16 protein-coding genes and 1 CRISPR repeat array are annotated in these 21,844 nt (G+C 60.7%); of the genes, 4 read left to right on the top strand and 12 right to left on the bottom strand.

Annotated elements, in window-relative coordinates:
- Window positions 1-4 precede the first annotated feature (4 nt).
- The gene (locus tag DFR38_RS21810; protein ID WP_425320041.1) at window positions 5-124 is read left to right on the top strand and encodes a helix-turn-helix domain-containing protein; all 120 of its coding nucleotides are present in this window, start codon (window positions 5-7) and stop codon (window positions 122-124) included.
- A gap of 147 nt (window positions 125-271) precedes the next feature.
- On the opposite strand, the gene DFR38_RS00035 is transcribed toward DFR38_RS21810, so the two are convergent.
- Entirely contained in the window at window positions 272-1,444 is a 1,173-nt protein-coding gene (locus DFR38_RS00035) for a GGDEF domain-containing protein (RefSeq protein ID WP_059286807.1), read from the bottom strand.
- Window positions 1,445-1,949: 505 nt separating this feature from the next.
- Here DFR38_RS00035 and DFR38_RS00040 point away from each other — a divergent pair.
- Entirely contained in the window at window positions 1,950-2,156 is a 207-nt protein-coding gene (locus DFR38_RS00040) for a helix-turn-helix domain-containing protein (RefSeq protein ID WP_059286806.1), read from the top strand.
- Window positions 2,157-2,219: 63 nt separating this feature from the next.
- Here the strand turns inward: DFR38_RS00040 and DFR38_RS00045 are convergent, their stop codons facing one another.
- From DFR38_RS00045 to cas1f, 7 genes are all read right to left on the bottom strand, one after another.
- Complete coding sequence (locus DFR38_RS00045; RefSeq protein ID WP_146215875.1) at window positions 2,220-2,900, bottom strand: BRO-N domain-containing protein; 681 nt, start codon at window positions 2,898-2,900, stop codon at window positions 2,220-2,222.
- 363 nt (window positions 2,901-3,263) lie between these two features.
- A CRISPR array of direct repeats spans window positions 3,264-6,669; the repeat unit is 28 nt; unit sequence TTTCTGAGCTGCCTATCCGGCAGTGAAC.
- A 161-nt stretch (window positions 6,670-6,830) separates the two neighbouring features.
- Window positions 6,831-7,415 carry a type I-F CRISPR-associated endoribonuclease Cas6/Csy4 gene (gene cas6f / locus DFR38_RS00050; protein WP_059286870.1) on the bottom strand — a complete coding sequence of 195 codons (585 nt, stop codon included), beginning with the start codon at window positions 7,413-7,415 and terminating at the stop codon, window positions 6,831-6,833.
- Window positions 7,415-8,437: a type I-F CRISPR-associated protein Csy3 gene (gene csy3, locus DFR38_RS00055; protein WP_110312809.1), complete on the bottom strand. Its 1,023-nt coding sequence runs from the start codon at window positions 8,435-8,437 to the stop codon at window positions 7,415-7,417. Before csy3 ends, cas6f begins: the two co-directional genes overlap by 1 nt.
- On the bottom strand, window positions 8,434-9,423 hold the full coding sequence (csy2, locus tag DFR38_RS00060; RefSeq protein WP_059286869.1) for a type I-F CRISPR-associated protein Csy2: 990 nt from the start codon (window positions 9,421-9,423) through the stop codon (window positions 8,434-8,436). Before csy2 ends, csy3 begins: the two co-directional genes overlap by 4 nt.
- Window positions 9,420-10,772 carry a type I-F CRISPR-associated protein Csy1 gene (gene csy1, locus DFR38_RS00065; RefSeq protein ID WP_082693582.1) on the bottom strand — a complete coding sequence of 451 codons (1,353 nt, stop codon included), beginning with the start codon at window positions 10,770-10,772 and terminating at the stop codon, window positions 9,420-9,422. Before csy1 ends, csy2 begins: the two co-directional genes overlap by 4 nt.
- Before the next feature lie 154 nt (window positions 10,773-10,926).
- Window positions 10,927-14,289: a type I-F CRISPR-associated helicase Cas3f gene (cas3f, locus tag DFR38_RS00070; protein ID WP_059286867.1), complete on the bottom strand. Its 3,363-nt coding sequence runs from the start codon at window positions 14,287-14,289 to the stop codon at window positions 10,927-10,929.
- Window positions 14,286-15,263 carry a type I-F CRISPR-associated endonuclease Cas1f gene (gene cas1f, locus DFR38_RS00075; RefSeq protein WP_059286866.1) on the bottom strand — a complete coding sequence of 326 codons (978 nt, stop codon included), beginning with the start codon at window positions 15,261-15,263 and terminating at the stop codon, window positions 14,286-14,288. Before cas1f ends, cas3f begins: the two co-directional genes overlap by 4 nt.
- A 187-nt stretch (window positions 15,264-15,450) precedes the next feature.
- Between cas1f and DFR38_RS00080 the strand changes: the two genes are divergently transcribed.
- Window positions 15,451-16,197 (top strand): class I SAM-dependent methyltransferase, encoded by a 747-nt coding sequence (locus tag DFR38_RS00080; protein WP_110312810.1) that lies wholly within the window; start codon window positions 15,451-15,453, stop codon window positions 16,195-16,197.
- A 119-nt stretch (window positions 16,198-16,316) separates the two neighbouring features.
- Here DFR38_RS00080 and DFR38_RS00085 read toward each other — a convergent pair whose 3' ends face one another.
- The 4 genes from DFR38_RS00085 to DFR38_RS00100 all read right to left on the bottom strand — a co-directional run bounded on the left by DFR38_RS00085 (window position 16,317) and on the right by DFR38_RS00100 (window position 20,416).
- On the bottom strand, window positions 16,317-16,808 hold the full coding sequence (locus tag DFR38_RS00085; RefSeq protein WP_059286864.1) for an aminoacyl-tRNA deacylase: 492 nt from the start codon (window positions 16,806-16,808) through the stop codon (window positions 16,317-16,319).
- A 66-nt stretch (window positions 16,809-16,874) separates the two neighbouring features.
- The gene (locus DFR38_RS00090; protein WP_110312811.1) at window positions 16,875-18,125 is read right to left on the bottom strand and encodes a complex I 51 kDa subunit family protein; all 1,251 of its coding nucleotides are present in this window, start codon (window positions 18,123-18,125) and stop codon (window positions 16,875-16,877) included.
- A gap of 12 nt (window positions 18,126-18,137) precedes the next feature.
- A complete protein-coding gene (locus DFR38_RS00095; protein WP_110312812.1) occupies window positions 18,138-19,772 on the bottom strand; it encodes an FAD-binding protein in 1,635 nt (544 codons plus the stop codon).
- Window positions 19,769-20,416: a ferredoxin gene (locus DFR38_RS00100; RefSeq protein ID WP_110312813.1), complete on the bottom strand. Its 648-nt coding sequence runs from the start codon at window positions 20,414-20,416 to the stop codon at window positions 19,769-19,771. The genes DFR38_RS00095 and DFR38_RS00100 overlap by 4 nt, the downstream gene beginning before the upstream one ends.
- Window positions 20,417-20,853: 437 nt before the next feature.
- Between DFR38_RS00100 and DFR38_RS00105 the strand changes: the two genes are divergently transcribed.
- Window positions 20,854-21,783, top strand: coding sequence for an AEC family transporter (locus DFR38_RS00105; protein ID WP_204377584.1), 930 nt, complete (start codon window positions 20,854-20,856; stop codon window positions 21,781-21,783).
- The last annotated feature ends 61 nt before the right edge of the window (window positions 21,784-21,844 follow it).

A 21,844-nucleotide genomic window follows, 5' to 3' on the forward strand; every position in this document is an offset into this window, starting at 1 on the left:
TGGCATGATTGCCGAAGAACTGCGCAAGCAGGGCGGCAATGTCTCCAAAACCGCCGAAGTGCTGAAAATCGCCAAGACCACGCTATTCGACAAGATCCGCAAATACGATCTGGAAGAAAAGTAGGCGGCACGCTGTTTTAACCGACAAAGCTGGTGACCGGGCAGAACAGTAGCCGGTCGCCGGCTTTGTCTATGGTGCGGGAGCACAAGTCAGGCCATGCCGTGGCATGGCAGGGAGGGCAGGGAGGCGTGGTCAGCGTCAAATCAATAGTCAGACTTGCAGGGATGGCTGGTGCTGATGCTCTGTGCCATTGATATTGAACCATACCTGATTTCTGCCATTATTTTTTGCCCGGTAAAGACAGGCATCCACCTTGTTGATCAAATCATCGATTGACTCGTTCTGCTCAAATACCGATACGCCAAGGGAAACCGTGATGGAAATGGGTGGGTCTGCCAACAGTTCGTGGTGCTCGATATCCATTCTGATCCGTTCGGCAATTTCCAGCGCTGTTTTCAAATCGGCACCGGGCAGAATGGCAATGAATTCTTCGCCACCATAGCGCGATAGCACATCGGATGACCGTAGCCTGGATTGCACGCGCTGGCCAAAGCAAAACAGCACCTTGTCACCTATGGCGTGGCCATAAACGTCATTGATTTTCTTGAAGAAATCAATATCAAACATGATCAGGCAGGAGCTTTCCTGCTCATGGTCTTTCTTTTGCTGGAGATGGGCCAGCATTGCATTAAGCGATCTGCGATTTGCCAGATTGGTCAAGGCATCATTATTAGCCAGAGTTTCGACCTGTTTAAGCGATTCTGCCAGGTCTTTGGCAAAATTATCATTTTCCAGTTGTAGTTTTATACCAAGAATGATCTTGTTGGATAATATGTTTATATTGTAGTGCAAGATAAACAGATATATTGTAAAACCAATTGAAAATTCCGATGCGGCAAAAACCTCTGCTCCCCAGCCTAGTGCCGGTGGAACCGCAAGCAGCCAAAGCCCGGCTGCGAAAAAACGGAATGCAGACATGCAGGTTACGTATACCGGGGCATTGATGGCAGCCACCCCGCACAGTACAACCACCAGCCAGGAATCGATCAGCTGGTTATAAAGAAACAGAAAGGGAACGATGGCGCCCCATGCCAGCCCGTCTGTGGCACAGATTAAATTCAATAGCAGGGTTATTTTCTTGTTACTCAAGCTGGCTGACTTGATATATAGAATTACCCCGTGCGCAACAAGCCATTCGGCAAAAAAGATCAATACCCATACGCTTATATTACGCAACGGGATGTGCTCATGGCACAGCCATACCACCAGCCCCCAGCCCAGTGGTGTCAGGAACAAGGTCTGTTGCAAGGACTCTACACATTGCTTGAGGGCTTTGCTGGTGGCAGCTTCCTGCACCGATTGATTGTAAGTGAATGCACTCATAAATTTATTAAAAATATGAAATTAAAAGATTTGGGTCGCTGCATGATTGCTTTGATTCGATTTGAATGTTTGCAAGGCGGTGGATGCTGAATGCGGAGATGTTTTTTCATGGTTATAGCATTTGCGCAAAAAAAGCATAGCCCAATTGATGCCGGTGCCAACGGCAAGACGGGGTATCAGGAGAATATGGCTTTGCATGTACAGGGTAAACCTGTCATGCAAATTTAATTTATATCAATGGCATAAAACACGCCAAGTAATAAATATATTGAGACTAGGGTAGCGCTCTGCCCGGCATCATTGCAAATATCCTGATCGGTGTGTGCCATGCACTCCATGCCAGCCATAAGCGGACAGGCAAGCTGAATTGAGCGTATGGGCCGCAGGGCAGACCCCAGCATCGGTGCAGACCTTGACCTTCTGAGCTGCCTATCCGACAGCGAGCGATGGAGCGCGCCGGCTGGAACGGTAAGAACGCGAACTGCACAAGCAGGCCGACCGCTTTGTGCTGGACTTGAAAATGGTGCCGGGCAGCGCCGCCGCCGACAGCCAGCCTACCCTGCACGCGGCGGTGGAATCGTTTGAAAAAGGCATGATTGCCGAAGAACTGCGCAAGCAGGGCGGCAATGTCTCCAAAACCGCCGAAGTGCTGAAAATCGCCAAGACCACGCTATTCGACAAGATCCGCAAATACGATCTGGAAGAAAAGTAGGCGGCACAAGCAAACCGGCAGCCTGGCGTATCGCGCTGCCGGTTGTTTACTGCTGCCCGAACATCACGCGGGCTGTGCCACCCGCCGTGCCTGCCGCTGCAAACGGCCGCGTAGCTGCTGATGACATGCCGCCGCCAGCCGCAACAACTCCCCGTTATCCAGTGACAATCCCTGCGGCGCGGCAATCTGCTGTGCCAGCGCCTGCACCGGCGTCACCGTGCTGTTCAGCCCTTGCAAACGGCCATGAGCATGACGTAGCCGATTGTCTGGCGTGTAATCCAGCGTCAGCAACCAGTGAGAATGCTGCCAGCGCATCTCCTGCTGCAGCAGCGCCTGCAATACGGCATGACTCACCTGCACGCCGGCCTCCGCCGCCAGCGCCAAGGCTTGCTCCCAGCGTGGCGCGGTCGGCGGCAGCTGTGCCAGTGCCGGCAGCACACCGAGGGAAAGCCAGTCACGCAGCTGCCGCGCCTGTGGCTTGCCACTGCGGCGCAAGGCCCGCAGCAAAGCCTGTGCGGGCCAGCATTCCGGCAGTGCATCCTTATCCGCTGTGAGCTTGGTGGTGCTATCGACGGCGAGCACATGCTGCAAGCGCTGCCCCAGGCGGCGGCCGACGGCAGCCTGCACATCGGCGGCGTACAGCCACCATTGCCCGTCATGGCGCTGCACATGCAGGGGCTTGCCGTGGTAGTGGAAACAAAGGGGAGGGGGGTGTTGGGAATGCGAAGGGGTTTGCTTGGTCATGGAAATGGCCTTCTGTTGAGTCGTTGAAAGTCACCCCTGTTGAGAGGGTGGTCAGGCACTTCAACACCGCCAACAGTAACGGCCCGCAGTTTTTCCCGGATGCCCGGGTATTGTATGGCTGCGCGCTACCCGACCATAAGCTGCGCATTGTCCATAAAAACGGACAATGACAAAACCGATGGAAGTAGAAATGCCGCAAGACTATCGGATGCGGCAGCCGCTGTTGAGGGTGTGTTGAGCACCAGCGGCACACTCTAGCGATGGAAGAAGCGGGCGGAAACTGCTCGAAGGGGAGGGGGCGTCGCGCGCCATCACCATCCGCGATGGCGGCGGGGTACATGAATTTATCTTTGAAAATCAAATGCTACGAGCTGCCTGTCCGGCAGTGAACAAGTACATCCTGAAAGCTCCTAGGGTCACCATTTTCTGAGCTGCCTATCCGGCAGTGAACCTTGTTTTCAAGGCAAGTGCCTTAAACCACTCTTTCTGAGCTGCCTATCCGGCAGTGAACCATACCGTCACGCCGTGGCCGGTTGACCCTTGTTTCTGAGCGGCCTATCCGGCAGTGAACAATTCTGAACTCATGCATCAGGTGGCAAGACATTTCTGAGCTGCCTATCCGGCAGTGAACCCACGGTGAACGAGGAAAAGGCATCGACTTCATTTCTGAGCTGCCTATCCGGCAGTGAACGACTATCTGAGACCTTGCCCGGCCGCGACTGCATTTCTGAGCTGCCTATCCGGCAGTGAACGGTAGCGGCGGCCGCCCTTTCGCCAAGATGTATTTCTGAGCTGCCTATCCGGCAGTGAACGAAAAGCGGCTTTATGACTTCCTCACTACTGATTTCTAAGCTGCCTATCCGGCAGTGAACACTGGGGTCAATCCCATATTTCTGTCCGGCCTTTTCTGAGCTGCCTATCCGGCAGTGAACATGCTGCCCAGGTCAAGGCCAGGATGAGGCTATTTCTGAGCTGCCTATCCGGCAGTGAACTGGTGGCGGCCGGGGCGGTGGCCATCGAGGGCTTTCTGAGCTGCCTATCCGGCAGTGAACGCCGAGCTGTCCAGGGCGGCTACGGCCACCAATTTCTGAGCTGCCTATCCGGCAGTGAACATGGCGGTTATCGGTACAGTGCAGGGTGACACTTTCTGAGCTGCCTATCCGGCAGTGAACCGAAAGAAGATTCACCGGCTGCAAGCCTACTTTTTCTGAGCTGCCTATCCGGCAGTGAACAAGATGACCATCGACGCCAAGCCAAACGACATTTTCTGAGCTGCCTATCCGGCAGTGAACTAAAAAATCTGACCCTGTGGGTGGACGGTCGATTTCTGAGCTGCCTATCCGGCAGTGAACGTTAAAGCCACCGCCTCCCCACTCCCAGCCGGTTTCTGAGCTGCCTATCCGGCAGTGAACACGGCCAGTGCATGCCATCTGCGCTTGCATCTTTTCTGAGCTGCCTATCCGGCAGTGAACGCCGACACGGAAGGGGCTACGCCCCACGGGGATTTCTGAGCTGCCTATCCGGCAGTGAACGCTGCACTTTTAAAAAGATTGACCTGCTCAATTTTCTGAGCTGCCTATCCGGCAGTGAACTGGCTTATATGATGCTGGCGCGCTTGTTTGAATTTCTGAGCTGCCTATCCGGCAGTGAACATTTGGCTGGCCGCTGGGGGATCTGCCGAGCTTTTCTGAGCTGCCTATCCGGCAGTGAACTCCGGGTCCAGCTGGTAACACTCAGCAATTTTTTTCTGAGCTGCCTATCCGGCAGTGAACGTGAAATGTTGGAGCTGGCGGCGGAGGCTGCTTTTCTGAGCTGCCTATCCGGCAGTGAACAGCTGCCTTGCGCCATCTCCGGCCACACCGAATTTCTGAGCTGCCTATCCGGCAGTGAACGGCGACCTGATGCCGGTCACGGGCGTCGACAATTTCTGAGCTGCCTATCCGGCAGTGAACGCCGGCCTGGGCAAGCTGGGCTGCGCCATAGATTTTCTGAGCTGCCTATCCGGCAGTGAACCGACGCGCCACGCCATCGATCCTCCTCATCGTTTTCTGAGCTGCCTATCCGGCAGTGAACACGCAGATTTATCACTACGACGTGCGCTACCTTTTCTGAGCTGCCTATCCGGCAGTGAACGGATATCCCATATATCAGCCATTCGCACATGTTTTCTGAGCTGCCTATCCGGCAGTGAACGCGCAGGACTTCAACGAATGCAACGCGCTGCTTTTCTGAGCTGCCTATCCGGCAGTGAACTTACCAAACCTCGCCGGGACGGCGAACCCGTATTTCTGAGCTGCCTATCCGGCAGTGAACGAAGAGGACATCGATCCTGCTGCCCGTGCTCATTTCTGAGCTGCCTATCCGGCAGTGAACTACTGGCTCACGTAGTCTTTGCGGCTGATGCTTTTCTGAGCTGCCTATCCGGCAGTGAACGATTTACGACACCGCGCGTGTGGTGCGGATCATTTTCTGAGCTGCCTATCCGGCAGTGAACGCCAGCGCCAGGCCATCGAAGTCGATCTTGTTTTTCTGAGCTGCCTATCCGGCAGTGAACCTCTCAATCCCAGTAATCGTCAGCACCGTCCATTTCTGAGCTGCCTATCCGGCAGTGAACCCGGTCAGTTCCGGCAGCAGGACGCCGGACAGTTTCTGAGCTGCCTATCCGGCAGTGAACCATAAGCTAGACCGTGCTGCATATGACTCTGATTTCTGAGCTGCCTATCCGGCAGTGAACTAAAAAATCTGACCCTGTGGGTGGACGGTCGATTTCTGAGCTGCCTATCCGGCAGTGAACTTGGTGATGCTGTCACCAATCCTTGCCCGGATTTTCTGAGCTGCCTATCCGGCAGTGAACGCTATGGAGAGCCGGGCCAGCGCCGTCCCTTTTTTCTGAGCTGCCTATCCGGCAGTGAACCCCCTTTGCCGCCGCATGTGCAAGACAACGCTTTTCTGAGCTGCCTATCCGGCAGTGAACGCCGTATTCGTTGTATTTGCTTTGGGCTTTCTTTTCTGAGCTGCCTATCCGGCAGTGAACCCGCAGGCCGGAATAGATGGCGAACTGGATCATTTCTGAGCTGCCTATCCGGCAGTGAACTTACGCGCAGATCTCCTGCGGCCGTTCCTTGCCGCGTGCCGGGCTGTTTTCTGAGCTGCCTATCCGGCAGTGAACAAACTGAACTGCAAGGCGCTCTTGATCGGCTTTTTCTGAGCTGCCTATCCGGCAGTGAACCATGTCGCTTGATGCGGCATTTTTTGCATCGATTTCTGAGCTGCCTATCCGGCAGTGAACGTGCGGGTTTCTTTTTGCCTGGAGCAGATCATTTTCTGAGCTGCCTATCCGGCAGTGAACCTGGCTCTCCGCTTTCTTCATTTCATCGATACTTTCTGAGCTGCCTATCCGGCAGTGAACCCCTGGGGAAACTCAGGGCCTTTTGCATTAGCTTTCTGAGCTGCCTATCCGGCAGTGAACGATTTCAGAAGAAAGCTCGGCGTGATGGGAGTTTTCTGAGCTGCCTATCCGGCAGTGAACACCCGGAAGCACGGAAAGCCTGCTGTCATCGTTTTCTGAGCTGCCTATCCGGCAGTGAACGCAAGCCGTCGTCTAGCACGACCACATGGTCATTTCTGAGCTGCCTATCCGGCAGTGAACTACGCTGGCCAGCCTTCAGATCGGCTTCCGATTTTCTGAGCTGCCTATCCGGCAGTGAACCGAAGAAGGCGACGGGCCGGGCTGGGAAGAATTTTCTGAGCTGCCTATCCGGCAGTGAACTAGACATCCTCTGGCGGGTTTGCTTGGCTGGTCAGGCTGTTGGCCATTTTAGCCGCGCAAACCCTTGGTTGAGGTGTTGTGCTAACTGTTTGATTTTTAAGGAGCGGTCTGGCTGGCGAAAAAAAGGGTAGCGGCAAACCGTTTGCCGCTACCCTTTACCTTTACCAGCTGGGCAGGGTGGCGCTGCTGCTTAGCCCGTAGCTGTTGAAGGTGCCGCTGGCGGGCTGGGCTGCCGCATGCTGGTCGATAAACAGCAAGAAGCGCTGGCCGGTGCTGCTGCTGTCCAGGGTGAGGAAGGGCAGCGACAGGCGACGTGCTTTGCTGTCCGGGATGCGCCGGTATGCTTCGGCAGCATCCATATTCCTGCGTCGCATCAGCCGGGCGCGTTCGCGGGCGGGGTTGCTTTTGGCTTGCCGCCGTTGTACGCGAATGGCCTGGGTGGTGGCGGGCACCGGGCGGATATTGCCGATGAGCGCGTAGTCGGCAAAGCCGCTTGCCCAGTGGCTGGCCATCAGGCTATCGAGTGCGGCGGCGCTGCCGTGCAGCCGCAGGGTTTGTCCCAGGCCGGGTGGCGTGTGCTTGTCGTCTTGCTGGCTGCCGGTGCTGTAACCGGGAAAGCTGACACCGATGTCGCAGCGTTGCTGGGCGCTCAGTACGCGGTGCAGCTTGGCGTACAGGGCATTGAGCAATACCGGGGCGGTGAAGTCGGCATCCGGCAGCAGACGGATATCCAGGTAGTGGTCCATCAGCCGGCCTCGCCAAATACGCCGCCACGAATCAGGGTGGCGATGACAAAGTGCTGTTGTTCGGTGTCCGGTTTGCTGTCTTTCAGCACCCAGTTGTCCAGCAGGGTGTAAAAGTCCTGCTTTTGCTTGGGCTGGCGGTAGGCTTTGCCCTGGGTGGTGACGGAGCCGTAGGGTTCGATGGCGATGGGCCCGTTGTCGGCAGCTTCCGGATACCAGGTGTCGATGGTGCGCAGGGCGTTGCCGATTTTCTGCGAGTGGATGGCGGCGATGCGGGCATCACCTTGTTGCACCAGGTAGAGGGTTTTGCTTTTGTCGCCACGGCCACGGTCCAGAATCAGTTCCTGGCTGGGGAACACTTCCTGGCCGTTGCCGCTGCGCACATAGGCGTCGATGTGCAGCAGTACGTGCTGGCTGCCGGCCAGCCCTTCGGCGATCAAGGCGCCCAGCTTGTCGATTTCTTCATTGCTTTCCAGGCTGCGCAGGCTGAGGGCAAGGGCGTCAAATTGCCAGTGGCGCACGGCCTTGCCGTCTTGCCATTGGGCAATGTGCACTTCCACTTGCTCGGCGCCCACGCGGTTGCGCCACAAAAAGCGGCCATTGGCCAGGTTGGTGGCATAGCGGCGTGCCAGTTCGCCAAAGCCGTGTTCCTGGCGGTAGCCGTCTATGGTTTGCAGCAGCTTGCTGCGGTAGTCCGCCTTGTTGCAGGCCGATGGTTCGCCCACGCCGGCCAGCACGCGCAGGGTGAAGCTGACTTTCAGGGTGTCGGCGTCGTGGGGCAGGGTGGCCACGTCCACGGTTTGCAGATTGGGGTTCTCGATCATGGCATCCAGCTTGAGTGGGTCCTGATCCTTGGTTTTCAGGCGGTTGGAGATGGTGCCGCGCACCGATTTTTCCCGTACTTCCACATGGGGCCAGCGCTGGCTTGCTGTGCGTTCTTCCCATTGGCCGGCATAAAACAGGGCATCGGACGGGTCCAGTTTGCGTTCGAAAGCGAGGACGGAGGCGTTTTCCAGTTTGCTCATGCGAGTTCTCCCAAAATGGCGGGTGCGGTAGGACGGGTGGCGGGGTAATCGTTGTGGCAGCGGTATACGCCGCTGCTGGCGTCGTGGCTGGGGTACCACAGCAGTTGTCGGTAGTCGGTGAGGCGGTGCGGGCTGAGCCATTCGCCCAATCCATACAGGCTTTCAACAAAGCGCACCGGGGTGGTTTCGTCACGGCAATGGGCCACGCTGCCGGCAGGGTACAGTGGCGACAGGGCTCCGTAGCCCACCGGTAGCGGCACAATCCAGCCGTGGCCTTGCTGGCGGGAATGCTGCCAGCTCACCTGGCCTTGTTCATCGGCGACTGGATAATGATTCAGGCGGCATTGGTCCAGCCAGGCGTCCAGTCGGCTGCTGTCGGCGGCCTCGCCGGATGGCGGTTGGGGCGGCAGCAGGTCGTCGCGGGCCACCAGTGCATAGCCGGGCATCAGCCAGCGGCGCAGTTGACGAAACTGGTGCTGTTGATCTTCGGTATTTTCTGGCAGGTGGGTCAGCCTGGGCTGCCAGCGGCCATGGCCGGGCAGGATGCTGCCGCCGGCCACACGCAAGCTGTGCAGGCACTGCTGGATGGTGTTGGCCAGTTGGTCCAGCGTGGGCTGGCTGGCGCTGGCAAGGGTTTCTCCTAGTGCCAGGCCAATGACCAGGGACAGCTCCAGGTGAATGCGGCCTTCTTCCACAATGGCGGCGGTGCTGCCGTCCTTGTTCAGCGGATTGCGGCTAAGGTTGAAACGTTGGGTGTAGTCGCCATTGGTTTGCGCCTGATAGTGGTGGTTGATGATGCCCACGCCAATCATGTCCAGCTCCAGTTCCGGCCCCAGTTTGCGCCGTAGTGCGGTCATCAGGCCGGTAAAGGCGGTGGGGCCGGGGTGGCCCCAGCTGTGCGGCCCGCTGATGGCGTTGGCGTTTTGCACGCGCAGATGGGGCAGGTGCAGCAGGGCGTTGATGCGGGGCAGGCGGGTTTGCGTCATGCCGGTGCTCCTTGTTGCAGGTGGTCCAGCTGGCCTTGCCAGCCAGCGTCCTGGGCCAGCTGGCGGCGCCAGAAGTCGAATTCGGTTTCGGCCAGATGCAGGTTTTTGCCTTCCAGGCGGCTGTTCAGCCAGTGGGCAAAGTCTTCGGCCAGTTGTTGTGGCCAGTCTTGCCACTGGAATTGCAGATTGAAATCGGCGTCCTGCCCGGCGCGGTAGGGGTCCAGCCAGCATTGCTGGGCCAGGGGCAGCTGGCAGTCGGGGTGGTCAGTCCAGCCGGGGGGCAGGGCGTTGCTGTAGGCGGCGCCAAATTGCAGCAGTTCGCCAAACAGCCCGGCCAGGTAGTTTTCCCGCCGCTGCCGGATATGAATGGTGTTGTGTTCCGGCTTGAGCTTGCCCAGGAACTGGCCGAACTCGCGTAGCAGGCTGCGCACGGCCTTGCGCTGGCCAAAGCGGCGGAAGGCGTTGTCCAGATGGTAAAGCGGCTGGGTTTCACTGCTGTCCCACTGTGGCGGCAGGCTGGCCAGCAGGTAGTTGCTGCCACGGCGTTCGCTATTGAGCTGCGAGATGTTCTGTGGCTTGGTGCCGCCTTTTTTCTCTTCCGCCAGTTGCGGGTAGTCGTGGTAGCCGTGCGGATGGTGGCTGCCGTCGCGCTTCGCCTGCCGCGCCGCCTTGGCCGCATCGCCAAAGCGGTGTTCCTGAATGCGGCCATACAGCCAATGGCTGAGCGCACTGGAGTTGAGGATGGACAGCAGATGGTAATGGCTGTCGTCAGTGGCGTCGGCAGGGTAGTTGTCTGGCGATACCGGCCAGTAGATTTGTTTGCTTAGCGACCCAGCATGATGCGTTACTGTTTGGGGAAGCACTTTGCAAAACTCTGTGCGCCAATCTTCTGCCAGCGTACTGTCCACGCCAAAAGCCGACAACAAATCTTGATCGGCTTTATTCAGAAGTGACAGCAGGCTTTCGCCACCAAAATCGAGTAGCAGGAATTTATATATGCCAAGTACGGCGGCATTGCCTACAGCATCTACCTGATCATCAGGTGAATCATGACTCCCAATTTCCAAGCGGCGTGGCAAGCTACTTGGCAAAGAAAAAATGCTACTTCCCTCGGTTGCTGAGTGAGTCGCCTTGGCAGGGTGAGTTGCTAGCCGCAGTGGATTTTTCTTTTGCGACCTCAAGTTTGCAACAGCCTTGGCTAACCACGCACTGACGTCTTCTTGCGTGAGGGTGGAGTGTGCTGCCGTGTTGCTTTCAGCAGTCTGCTGCTGTTTGTCGTTAAGGCGGCTGCCGATAAATGCAGCAATCAATTGTTGCAAGGCCAGACTGCGCGGGGTTGCTTGCTCCATATCCTCCACCTGTTGGTTATGACGGATAAGCCAGTGTTGCTGCCAATGACTTTGGCATTGGCAGGTGAAAATATCATTCGAATGACATGTTCTCAAGCGCGATCAATCTGTATCAGGATCAGATTTGATGTGGATTAAAACGCCTGCCTACTTGCTAGCTACGCGAATCTGCTGAGCGCAAACGGCCAAACCCCAGTGCCGGATGAAACAGCCACTGCTGACTGCCCTCTTTATGCACGCGCAAACGCAGCCTGCCGTAGCGGCGCGCGCAGTCTTCCTGCGACATGTCCAGCGCATTGGCCAGCTGTTCCAGCTCGGTCAGATAGTCGCTGCTGCCCCAGGGGCGGACGCCGGTGCCGCCCAGCAGGGTGCTATCGGCAAGATGGTGTAGCAGGTGATTGCTTTTCAGCCAGTCGATCTGGCCGCGCTGCTGGCCTTGTTCCAGCCGCAACAGGCTGAGGCCGCTGGCGCTGTCTTCATCCGGCAGCAATGCCAGCTCCCATTCCTCGCCATGGCTCAGGCGGAAGGGCTGTGTGCGTTGCAGGACGGCGTGCAGCATGGCGTGTGGCCATTGCCAGCAGGTGGCGGCGCATAGATTGGGTATCGTGGGTTGTTTGCGGCTGAACCCTTCAATGTGGCTGCGATTGAGTTCTACCTCCAGGCGGTGGTGTTCCAGGTCGATCAGGCTGCCGCGTGGGCGCAGTTCTGCCTCCGGGCGGGCCAGCAGGCGTGGGCGGGAGTCCAGGTGCTGGTACTCGTCGGCGCGCAGCAAAAGGCACAGGTCTTTTTCATCCAGGGGGAAGTCTTTGTTTTCAAAACCGGGGCGGCAATAGGCTGGTTTCTTGCCCTGCCAGGCGGCCAGGTTGTATTGCAATAGCAACAGATTGCATACGCTCCACGGCTGTGGCCAGTGGCGGCGCACCCGGCCCGCCAGCTGGATAAGCGAGCGCATGGAGGAGGGTTCGGCAATCGCCCAGTTATAGCAGTGGTCGCGGCCCACTTCGCTGACCGGCGAGGACAGCACGATGAATACATGATCGGCCGCCGGGCTGCCATCCAGTCGGCGGCGGATGTCCGGCAGCTGGAACAGTGCTTGTGGATCGTGCCGGGTGAGGGCGGCGTCCAGCTGGCGTTCAATGGCGGAGCGCAGCAGCAGCGGGTATTGCGCGTGGTAGACGCAAAGATGCAGCTGTACACCAGCCGGGGCGTCTTGCCGGTACAGGGCCTGCGCCAGCGGGATGATGTCGTCCAGGTGCGCCAGGCGGATCAGGCCGATGCTGACCCGCTTGCCGGTAAGCGGGTCAGCATCGTGGTTGTGGCGGTGTAATTGCAGCGCGTGTTGCCGCAGCAGGCTGGCCAGCGGGTCTGCCATGTCTTGGTGTTGGTGCGGTATGCCGCTGAGGGCAAGCAGTTCCGCGTTGCGCCGTACGGCCTGGCCTGCCAGCCAGCTGACACGGTTGGCGGCAAATTGCTGATGGCTGGCCCCAAAACTGGCGCTGTCCGGGCAGTCTGTGGCGTGGCAGCTTTGCTCATCCACCCACAGGCAGCAAATATTCAGCGGTTGGCCGGGCAGGCCACGATGACGCTGAAACTGGCGGCGTCCTGCCCGGTAGGCAGCAAACAGGCATTGCACCAGCGCCGGGGGCAGGGTGGCGGAGGACAGCAGCACCCGGCTGCCCAGCAGGCCGGCCCAGTAAACCAGCCGGGTAAGGGCTGGCAAGTCTTCCACCGAGAAATCATCCGGTTCGTCCAGCACCAGGTCGGAGCTCATCAGCCGCAGCATGGGAGCGATTTGTCGCCCGCCACGGGTGGCTTCGGTGGCCGGGGTGAGGTGGTCGATGGTGCACACCAAGACCGGAGCGGCCAGCAGGGCGTTGAATTGCGGGTCGTGGCTAAGCTGCTGTAGCAGAGGGTGATCGGGCTGGCCTTCAAACAGCACCGGGCTTTCTTCGTCCAGCAGCGCCTGGGCCGAGGCCGAGCCACTGGCTTCGGCCTGCCGGGCTTGCTGTTCAAATAATTCACGGCTGGCGCTGCCGCCAACGCGAATGGCCAGCTGATCGCTGCCCAGTTGCAGCCGTTCGCGGAAGGCCTGGCCGGTTTGCAGGGTGAGGGTGCGCAAACCCAGTGCAAAGGCACAGCGCATGCCGCTGCCTGGCGCGGCGAGGGCGTGCATGATGCGGGCATTGCCCAGGGTTTTGCCGCAGCCGGTGGAGGCTAGGTTAACGATGAATGCCCCTTGGCTGGCCGCGCGCTCGCGCAGGCTACTGGCCAGGTCATGGGCCTTGTTTTGCCAGGCAAAGCGTGCATCGGTGCTGCGCTTTTGCAAGGCCCGGCAGCGCCCCAGTGTGGGCAGGGCACGGGCCAGGTCGGGCAAGGCCGCCGCGGCATGCAAGGCGTGGCGGGCAACGCCAGTCAGGTGTTCCGGCAGGGTCTGGTTGAAACGGCGGCTGGTTCCGGCGGGTAAGGAAGGGTCGCGGCGCAGGGTGTTGGCAAAGGCGATGCGTTTTTCCTGTGCGCTCTGCCAGCTTTGCTTGACGGTTTGGCTGGAGAAGTGGTGGTCGGCCAGCATCAGGCTGAGGCGTGCCAGATGCAGCGGGTATACCTCGTCCAGCCAGACGGTGCCGCTTGCCCTGGCGGCGAGTTGTCCGGCCAGTTTGGCCACCCGTGCACACCATGTGCTGTCGTCACAGGGCAGGCCATGGGGGAAGTGCCAATACGGCTTGGCTTCGGCCTGGGTAACCGGGTCGCAAGGCTGATTCCACTGGTGGTCGAGCGCTTGCAGGCCGGTGCTTAGCTGACTGGCGGTAATGGGCACGGTGTTGGTGAGCGGCAGGCGATGGTGGCTGACTACCAGCCAGGCAATGGCTGCCGCCAGCGGTGGCAATGCTCCCGCTTGAAATGGCTTTTTGTCTGCCGCGCCTGGGTCCAGGCCATCGCGCAAACCGGCTTGGTGCAAGCAGTCTATCCAGACTGATGTTGTCATCCGGGTGGGGTCTTGCAGCCGTGCCAGCCAGCCGGCGTCGTCATCGCTGCCGACAAAACCCTGTAGCAGGCGCAAGGACACCCATTCATGCCGGTAGAGATTGGCGGGCTGTGGCTTGTCACTGCGCAGCCGCTGTTGAAAAGCCTGGCAGGCTTTGCCCAGGTCGTGAAACAAGGCCGCCAGCCCGGCCAGCAGCCGGATGTCCTCGCCACTATGCCAATCATTTTCGTCCTGGCTGCGCAGTACATCATGCACGGTGGTATTGGTCGGGGTAGTGCCTTGGGCATTGAAACGGCGGGCATCGCCCACAATCCACAGCAATTCGGCGTGGTCGCGGCCCCGCAGCCAATGGCAGGCTACGGCGGTATTCTTGCGCGCCGTTTTGCGTAGCAGGCGGTGCAGGGTGTCCAGCCCGGCCTGGGTGATGGGGGTTTGCCAGCTGCGGTCGCCTTTGCGTTCGGCAAACTGGTCCAGGATGCGGCGGGTTTCAGTCAGCGCGCGTTTGTCACATTGGGAAATCAGCAGGATATTCATGCGCTGGCGCGGCCTTGTGTTTCGGCAATGGTTTTCAGTTGATCAATCATGAAATCCAGCGCCTCGCTGCGCAGTAGCTGCTCGATGCAGCACTGGCGGAAGGTTTGTTCATCGTCACCACGCATGGCGCTGACAAAAGCCTGCGGCAGGATGATGGCGTCCTTGACCAGGTCGGCGGCATCAAACACCAGGCCGCCACGACGGGTTTTGCCATGCAGGATGGCCAGGCCATGCGGCAGGCCCAGCACCCAGGTGGCGCTGGCTCCCAGGCCATAGGCCAGATAATTGCCATGGTCCAGAAAACGGTTGGCCGGGTCGCTGCCGCTGCCGCGTTTGGCACGGGTAAAGTCGCCATAGCAGGCGGCTTGTGCGGCCAGGCGAAACAGCAGTTTGGACAGGCGGGCTTCTTCTGTCAGCAACGCAGTGTGGTCCACCGCCTGGGTGATGGCCTGTGCCGAGGCTTGCAGTGCAGCGCTCAGGCGGGTTTCGTCTATGACAAAGCCGGCTTCGCGCAGCTGGCGCTTGCCCGTCCATTGCTGGTGGATGCGTTCCAGCCTGGCCTGTTGCAGCTGTTTGGCCGCAGCCAGCCGTTTGGATTCGTCAAACCAGAAGCCCACCCAGTACTGCAAGTACTCGGTTGGCCGGTATTCGGACTGCGGCGATTGCCAGGCGATATCCAGTTCGCGCTCCCCCGCAGTAAACAGCGGCGTACCGCCACCACCGCAGAAGCCCACCATCACCCCCGCCTTGGCCAGTTCACGCATGGCGGCCTGGGTGATGGAGGTGCCGGTGCCCAGCAGCAGGGTGGTGGTGTTGGCAATGGGAATATTCCAGTACAGCGATTGTTTGCCTTGCTCGGTCACATATTCGACCCGGTCACCGTTGACCAGGACGCGGCAGTGTTCCAGGTAATAGAGATGTGCCCGCTTGGAGTGCAGAATGGTTTTGAGATCGGCAGCTGAAATATCATCCATGGCGGCTCCAATGGGTGGGAACATGCAATAGGCAGCAGCTTATGCTACTTTTCATGCAAAAGTCATGTCGTGGCGGCGTGGCGTATCCCACGCGACGTTTTGCCGCGACCATGCCCGCCGGCTGCGGGGGCAGGGCGGGTGGCGAAAACCGCCTGTTGTTTCACCTCACTAAAGCGAAGCCAGCTCGATGAGCAATGCTGAGAATGCCCAATACACCGATCCGCGACTGATCGAACTGTATGATCTGCAGAATACCGGGGTGGATGATTACCGGTTTTATGAACAGCTGATTGGCCGCAAAGCCCTTTGCATTGCCGATGTCGGCTGTGGAACCGGTGTGTTTGCCATGCGCCTGGCGCAACAGGGGCATGCTGTTGTTGGCATTGATCCTGCCGAGGCCATGCTCGATCATGCCGGCCGACGTGATCGACAGCATCAGGTACGGTGGCTGCACGGCGATGCAAGCCGGCTACCGGCTGAGCTGCTTTTTGACGTGATCGTCATGACAGGGCATGCCTTTCAATGCCTGCTGACCGATGCGGCGGTGCAGGAAACATTGCGCGCTGCGCATGCCCACCTGCGCCCTGGCGGCCGCATGATGTTCGAAAGCCGGAATCCGGCTACCCAGCCATGGCAACGCTGGGTGCCGGCACATTCGCACAGGGTACTGTCCAAGCCGGATGGCGAGTCAGTGGCGATTTACCATGACACCCAGTCCATGCAGGGGGAGCTGCTGCGCTTTGACACCCATTTCCATTTCCAGCGTTCAGGCTGGCGCTTGATGAGTCACAGTGTGCTGCGTTTCATGCCGCAAGCGGCTATTGCCGAACATTTGCAACGGGCGGGCTTTGGCCCGCTGCAATGGTTTGGTGATTGGCAAGGCGGGGCATGGAGCATGGCTAGTCCGGAAATCATTGCGCTGGCGTATGCGTGATGCGTGGCAGCGCTGCCGCAAGGTAAGGTGGGTGGCGACTGCGTGCTTGCGGGGGCGTGGCACGGCTGCGGTGAGCAGCCCCCCCGGGTGGAGGAGGCTGCCCTGTTGTTGGCCGGTCCTCACTTCGCCAGCGCCACTTCCACGCAGCGCGCCTGCAGCAGGCGGCCGATGTCTACCGGCGACATCGCCACCTGCAGGCCGCGGCGGCCGCCGTTGATGTATACCTGTGGCAGTTGCAGGATGCTGGCTTCCATATATACCGGCATGGGGGTGCGGGTGGCGAAGGGGCTGGTGCCGCCCACCAGGTAGCCGGAGTGGCGGTTGGCCACATCGGGCTTGCACGGCTGCACTTTCTTGCAGGGCAGCTGGCGGGCCAGTTCCTTGGCCGATACCTTGCAGTCGCCGTGCATCAGCACCACCAGCGGCAGGCCGTCCTGGTCTTCAAACAGCAGGGTCTTGATGACGGCGTGTTCGTCCACCTTCAGTTCGCGGGCCGGGGTGGCGGTGCCGCCGTGTTCTTCGTAGTGGTAGGCGTGGCAGCTGAAATCCACCTTGTGCTCCAGCAGAAAACGTAGTGCCGGGGTGCTGCCGGCAATGGTCGGGTGTGGCATGGTTGACTCCATCGGTCATGGGGCGCAGCCGGCGGCCGGTGTACGCCGCCGGGCGTGTTGGCGGTATCAGGCGGTTTGCTGGACGAGCAGGCCGTATTCCTCGGGGAAGGTGTGCAGCGAGCTTTTCACCACGGTGACGGCACCGTCGATCAGGCCGCAGCGGCCGCTGCCGGGCAGGATCTGGCACAGGTGTTGCAGCGCATCCAGATCGGCCGGGCTGTGGCGGCCGCCATCCACCCGGTCCAGCAGGCGGGCCAGCTGGAAGGTGCCGCATTTGCAGGAGGGGCACTGGCCGCAGGAGCCTTTGGCGAAGAAGTCGATGTATTCGGCCACCTTGCGGATGATGCTGCTGCCTTCGGAGATGACGATCATGGCGCCGGTGCCCAGGCGCGAGTGGCGCAGCCATACCGAGTCGAAATCCAGCGCCACGTCCAGGTCGCGCGCGGTGAGCAGGGTGTTGGAGGGGCCGCCGGTGAACACCGCCTTGAAAGCCTTGCCCTGCAACATGCCGCCACCGTAGTGGAACACCAGCTCTTGCAGGCTGGAGCCCATGGGCAGCTCGTACAGGCCGGGGCGCAGTACGTCGCCGGATAGCGAGTACAGCTTGGTGCCGCAGGCCTTGCCCACGCCCAGGGCGCGGTACCAGCCGGCACCGTGGCGCAGGATGTGGCTGACATTGGCCAGGGTTTCCACATTGTTGATCAAGGTGGGCTGGTTATTGATGCCTTGCTCGGCCGGGAAGGGCGGCTTTTTGCGCGGGAAGGGGAAGCCGGCTTCCAGCGAGGCGACCACGGCGGTTTCTTCCCCGCCGATATAGCGGCCGGAGCTGGCCACCACCTTGATGTCCAGCGGGTGGCCCAGGGCGTGGCTGAGCTTGTCCAGCCATGGACTGTCCTGCCACTGGCTGACCGCCTGCTGCATGGTGTGCAGGCTGCTGTCCTGGTGCGGGTTGAGGTAGAAGATGAGGCAGCGGGCGCGCACGGCCAGCGCGGCGATCAGTGCGCCTTCCACTACCTGGTGCGGCGATGCGCTGAGCAGGGTGCGGTCCTTGAAGGTGCCGGGTTCGTCTTCATTGCCATTGCATACCACGTATTTGCAGTCGCCCACCGCATTGGCGGTGGCTTCCCATTTGCGCCAGGCGGGGAAGCCGGCGCCGCCCATGCCGCGCAGGTCGGCATCGGCAATGCAGCGGATGATGGCGCTGGGGGCGCCAAGGGCCGCTTGCAGGCCAAGGCCGCCGCCCGCGTGCAGCCAGGCGGCCAGATCGGGGCCGACCTGTACGGCCGGGTTGAGCAATACCTGATTGAGTTTTTCCATGATTGTGTTCTCTTAGGCGCGTGCGCTGGCGGGGCGGTGCAGTGTCAGCCTGGCCTGGCCCGGATACAGCAGCGGGGCTGGCTGGCTGGCGTCCAGCCCGGCCAGGGCCAGCTGGCGTTGCCAGCGATAAACGTGTTCGATACCGCCGCGCAGGTGCGGCAGCGATGATTTGTTGCGGGCAGCCTGGGCCTGCCGTGCCGCCTGGCGCCCGGCGCGGCGGCCAAAGGCGAGGATGTCGAGCAGGGCGTTGCCCATCAGCCGGTTGCGGCCATGAATGCCGCCGGTGATTTCCCCGGCGCACAGCAGGCCGGGCACGCTGCTCTGGCCCTGGCTGTCGATCACCACGCCGCCGTTCTGGTAGTGCAGGGTGGGGTAGACCAGCAGGGGGTCGCGTGTCGGGTCGATACCGCATTTGTCGGCCAGGTGTTGCAGTGCCGGCAGCTGGCTGGCCAGTGTTGGCAGGCCGGGGCCGCATAGCGGGCGCAGGTCGAGAAACAGGCCCAGCTGGCCGTCGCGCTCGATGCCGCGGCCGGCGGCACATTCGCGCAGCATGGCGGCGGTGACCACATCACGCGGGGCCAGCTCGTCGACAAAGCGCTCGCCCAGGCCGTTCAGCAGCAGGGCACCGGCCGAGCGGGCGGCTTCGGAGATCAGCCCACCGCGCAGGCGCGGCGGCCAGGCCACCCCGGTGGGGTGGTACTGGAAGGCATCCATGTCACGCAGTTGCGCGCCCAGGCGGTAGGCCAGCACCAGCCCGTCGGCGGTGGCACCGTAGTGATTGGAAGTAGGAAAACCTTGCAGATGCAGCTGGCCGCAGCCGCCGGTAGCCAGGATGGTTTGCCGGGCCGACACCACGATAAAGCGCTGGTATTCCAGGTCGTAGAGCACGGCACCGGCACAGCTGCCGTCCTGGTGTGACAGCAGTTCCACCACCGGGCAGCGGTTCAGCAGCTGGATGCCGGGCTCCAGTTCCACCGTTTCGCGCAGCACGCGCATCATTTCCAGTCCGGTGTAATCGCGGTAGCACAGGATGCGTGGCTGGCTGCAGCCCCCGGCCTGCTTGTAGCGCAGCTTGCCGCCGTCGCTGAGCGGGTCTGCCAAATCAAAATGCATGCCCAGTTCGATCAGCCAGCGGATGACGCCGGGCGCATCGCTGGCCAGCTGCGCCAGCAATTGTGGGTCAGCCGCGTGGTGGCCGCCGCGCATGGCGTCGTCGAAGTGCTGTTGCGGGCTGTCGCTGGCGGCCAGTGCGGCCTGGATGCCGCCTTCGGCCATCACGGTATTGCTGTCGCCCAGCCGCAGCTTGCTGGCCAGCATGACAGCGGCCCCGCTGCGGGCGGCGGTGAGCGCGGCGGCAGCCCCGGCCCCGCCACCGCCCAGTACCAGCACATCGGTGCTGCGTTGTTCGGCGCCGGCCAGATCAAAGCCGTCAATCAGGGCATTGCTTTGCAGCAGTTGCGCCAGGCGCGGGTGGCAGGGCTGGCCACGGCTGGGGCCGATGTGCAGCAGGGTGCTGGCATCGGCAGCGTGGTCGGGGTGGTATTGCGCCAGCAGGGCTGCGACTGACAGATCGTCTGCCCGCCGTGGCGGGGTGGCATGGCTGGCGCGGTTCTGGCTGGCCTGCTGATATTCAATGGCGGCGTTCATGAGCTGCTCCTCGCCAGATAGGCCGTGGTGTCGATGGCCAGCTGGCCGCGGGCTTGCTGGTCCAGCCGGCGCAACAGCTCGCCGGGGCGCAGGTTCTGGATGGCCTGGGCGCGGCGCAGGTAGAGGCCGACATGGTTGGGACGGATGTTTTCCGGGCAGGCCAGGGTGCACAGATTGCACATGATGCAGGGGTCGAACAGCGCGGCAGCGGCGGGCAGCTCGCCACGGCTGGCCAGGGCAATGCCTTGCTGCACCGGGATGCCACGCGGACAGGCGCGGTCGCAACCGCCGCAATGGCGGCAGTGGGCGGTTTCGGGAAAGGTCTGCTGCAGTTGTGGCAGTGTCTGCCAGCCGTCGCGCAGATCATGCGGGCGGTAGTGGTGGACGTGGTCGGGCTGGTAGTAGTCGATAAAGCTGACCTGCATGCCGTCTTCCACCACGGTTTCACAGGCCAGCCGGCTGACGGTGTCGCGCTCGCCGGCCTTGCGGACCAGGCAGCGGCAGGAGCCGCACACGCCCTGGCCCATGCAGCCGATATTGGCGGTAACGGCGTCGGGGCCGTGCAGCCGGGTTTGCAGGATGGAGTCGCCTGGCTGCGCGGCCATCACCTTGCCGTCAATGCTGATGCGGATGGTTTCACTCATGGGATTGTCCTCAAGCTTGGGTTGCGGCCAGCGGCGGCTGGGGGCTGCCACTGGCCGGGCCGTTAACCGTGCTACTGCAAGGAGCGTGCCACCGGGATGGTTTTGCGCAAGTGATTGAAATGGAAGGAGTATTTGCCATTGCGCCATGGCCGGGGTACTTGCCATGGACGGAAAACCGCGCGCCGGCAGGGCGGTGGTTTACGGAAAACCTTACGCCGGCCAGTGATTTGTGCCGTTGTGCTGGCGGACAGGCAAAGTGCGGATTTCCGTACTTTTTAAACAGCGGATTCGCGGCGGGCCGTACTTTCACCGTATTGCTGCCGTCATTACCCTGTTTAATCAATGGCTTGCAATGACTGTGGCGTGGCACGGGGCTTGCTCTGAGGTGGGTGGGAGACACACTACAGAAATCAAGGAGCAAGACCATGTGGGGAACCATGAGTACAGCACTGCTGCCAGTGGTGCTATTGATGATGCTGGGCTGGTTTGGCGGCCAGCGCGCTTATTTTCGCCAGGCGGATGTCAGCGTGCTGGCCACGCTGGTGATGCGCTATGCCCTGCCTTGTGCGCTGTTTGTCGGCGCGCTGAAAACGCCGCCGGAGCGCATCCAGAATCTGCCCTTCATCCTGTGCCTGGGCTTCGGCTTTGTCGGCAGCTATGTCATCGCCTTGCTGGCCGGGCGCTATTACTACCGCAGTGATCTGAAAAGCAGTGCCATCCAGGCGCTGGTCTGTACCTTTCCCGACATGGCCTATTTTGGCGCGCCCATCCTGCAGCAGGTATGCGGGCCGCAAGGCTTTATCGGGGTGCTGATCGGCAATCTGATCACCAGCTTTGTCATCCTGCCGCTGACCATCGTGCTGTGCCGCTGTGGTGAAATGGCGGATGCCGGTGCGGATGACGGCGTGGTGAGCATGCTCAGGCAAAGCCTGGTCAAGACCCTGTCCAACCAGATTGTCTGGCTGCCGATTCTGGGGGTGATCCTCAGCTTCAATCATCTGCATCTGCCTGCTGCGCTGCAGGAAGGTGTTGACATGCTGGCCAAGGCGGCCGGCGGGGTGTCCTTGCTGGCGCTGGGCCTGATGTTCTGCGGTGAAAAGCCGGCGTTCAACGGCCATGTGCTGGGCAATGTGGCGATGAAAAACTTCCTGCAACCGGCCTTGATGCTGCTGGGCATCTTCCTGTTTGGCGTGGATGCCGAGTTTGCCAGGCAGGCCTTGATTATCGGGGCGGTGCCCACCGCCATTGCCGCCTCGATGTTTGCCGTGCGCAACCAGACTTACGCCCTGCATGCCTCGCACTCGGTGCTGGTGGGGACGGTGATCGGGGTGTTTGGCGAGGCGGCGCTGATCTACCTGATGGCCTGAGCTGGCTCTGGCCAGGTTGGCCGCAGCACGCCAAGGCAGCCAGCGCCCGGCTTGACGATGT

It is taken from the genome of Aquitalea magnusonii, assembly GCF_003202035.1.
Lineage (GTDB): Bacteria > Pseudomonadota > Gammaproteobacteria > Burkholderiales > Chromobacteriaceae > Aquitalea > Aquitalea magnusonii.

What these genes read in the sequence shown, in the direction of transcription:
- DFR38_RS21810 (WP_425320041.1), top strand. Translation starts at nt 5, where the DNA reads ATGATTGCCGAAGAACTGCGCAAGCAGGGCGGCAATGTCTCCAAAACC.
- DFR38_RS00035 (WP_059286807.1), bottom strand. Translation starts at nt 1,444, where the DNA reads ATGAGTGCATTCACTTACAATCAATCGGTGCAGGAAGCTGCCACCAGC.
- DFR38_RS00045 (WP_146215875.1), bottom strand. Translation starts at nt 2,900, where the DNA reads ATGACCAAGCAAACCCCTTCGCATTCCCAACACCCCCCTCCCCTTTGT.
- cas6f (WP_059286870.1), bottom strand. Translation starts at nt 7,415, where the DNA reads ATGGACCACTACCTGGATATCCGTCTGCTGCCGGATGCCGACTTCACC.
- csy3 (WP_110312809.1), bottom strand. Translation starts at nt 8,437, where the DNA reads ATGAGCAAACTGGAAAACGCCTCCGTCCTCGCTTTCGAACGCAAACTG.
- csy2 (WP_059286869.1), bottom strand. Translation starts at nt 9,423, where the DNA reads ATGACGCAAACCCGCCTGCCCCGCATCAACGCCCTGCTGCACCTGCCC.
- csy1 (WP_082693582.1), bottom strand. Translation starts at nt 10,772, where the DNA reads ATGGAGCAAGCAACCCCGCGCAGTCTGGCCTTGCAACAATTGATTGCT.
- cas3f (WP_059286867.1), bottom strand. Translation starts at nt 14,289, where the DNA reads ATGAATATCCTGCTGATTTCCCAATGTGACAAACGCGCGCTGACTGAA.
- cas1f (WP_059286866.1), bottom strand. Translation starts at nt 15,263, where the DNA reads ATGGATGATATTTCAGCTGCCGATCTCAAAACCATTCTGCACTCCAAG.
- DFR38_RS00080 (WP_110312810.1), top strand. Translation starts at nt 15,451, where the DNA reads ATGAGCAATGCTGAGAATGCCCAATACACCGATCCGCGACTGATCGAA.
- DFR38_RS00085 (WP_059286864.1), bottom strand. Translation starts at nt 16,808, where the DNA reads ATGCCACACCCGACCATTGCCGGCAGCACCCCGGCACTACGTTTTCTG.
- DFR38_RS00090 (WP_110312811.1), bottom strand. Translation starts at nt 18,125, where the DNA reads ATGGAAAAACTCAATCAGGTATTGCTCAACCCGGCCGTACAGGTCGGC.
- DFR38_RS00095 (WP_110312812.1), bottom strand. Translation starts at nt 19,772, where the DNA reads ATGAACGCCGCCATTGAATATCAGCAGGCCAGCCAGAACCGCGCCAGC.
- DFR38_RS00100 (WP_110312813.1), bottom strand. Translation starts at nt 20,416, where the DNA reads ATGAGTGAAACCATCCGCATCAGCATTGACGGCAAGGTGATGGCCGCG.
- DFR38_RS00105 (WP_204377584.1), top strand. Translation starts at nt 20,854, where the DNA reads ATGAGTACAGCACTGCTGCCAGTGGTGCTATTGATGATGCTGGGCTGG.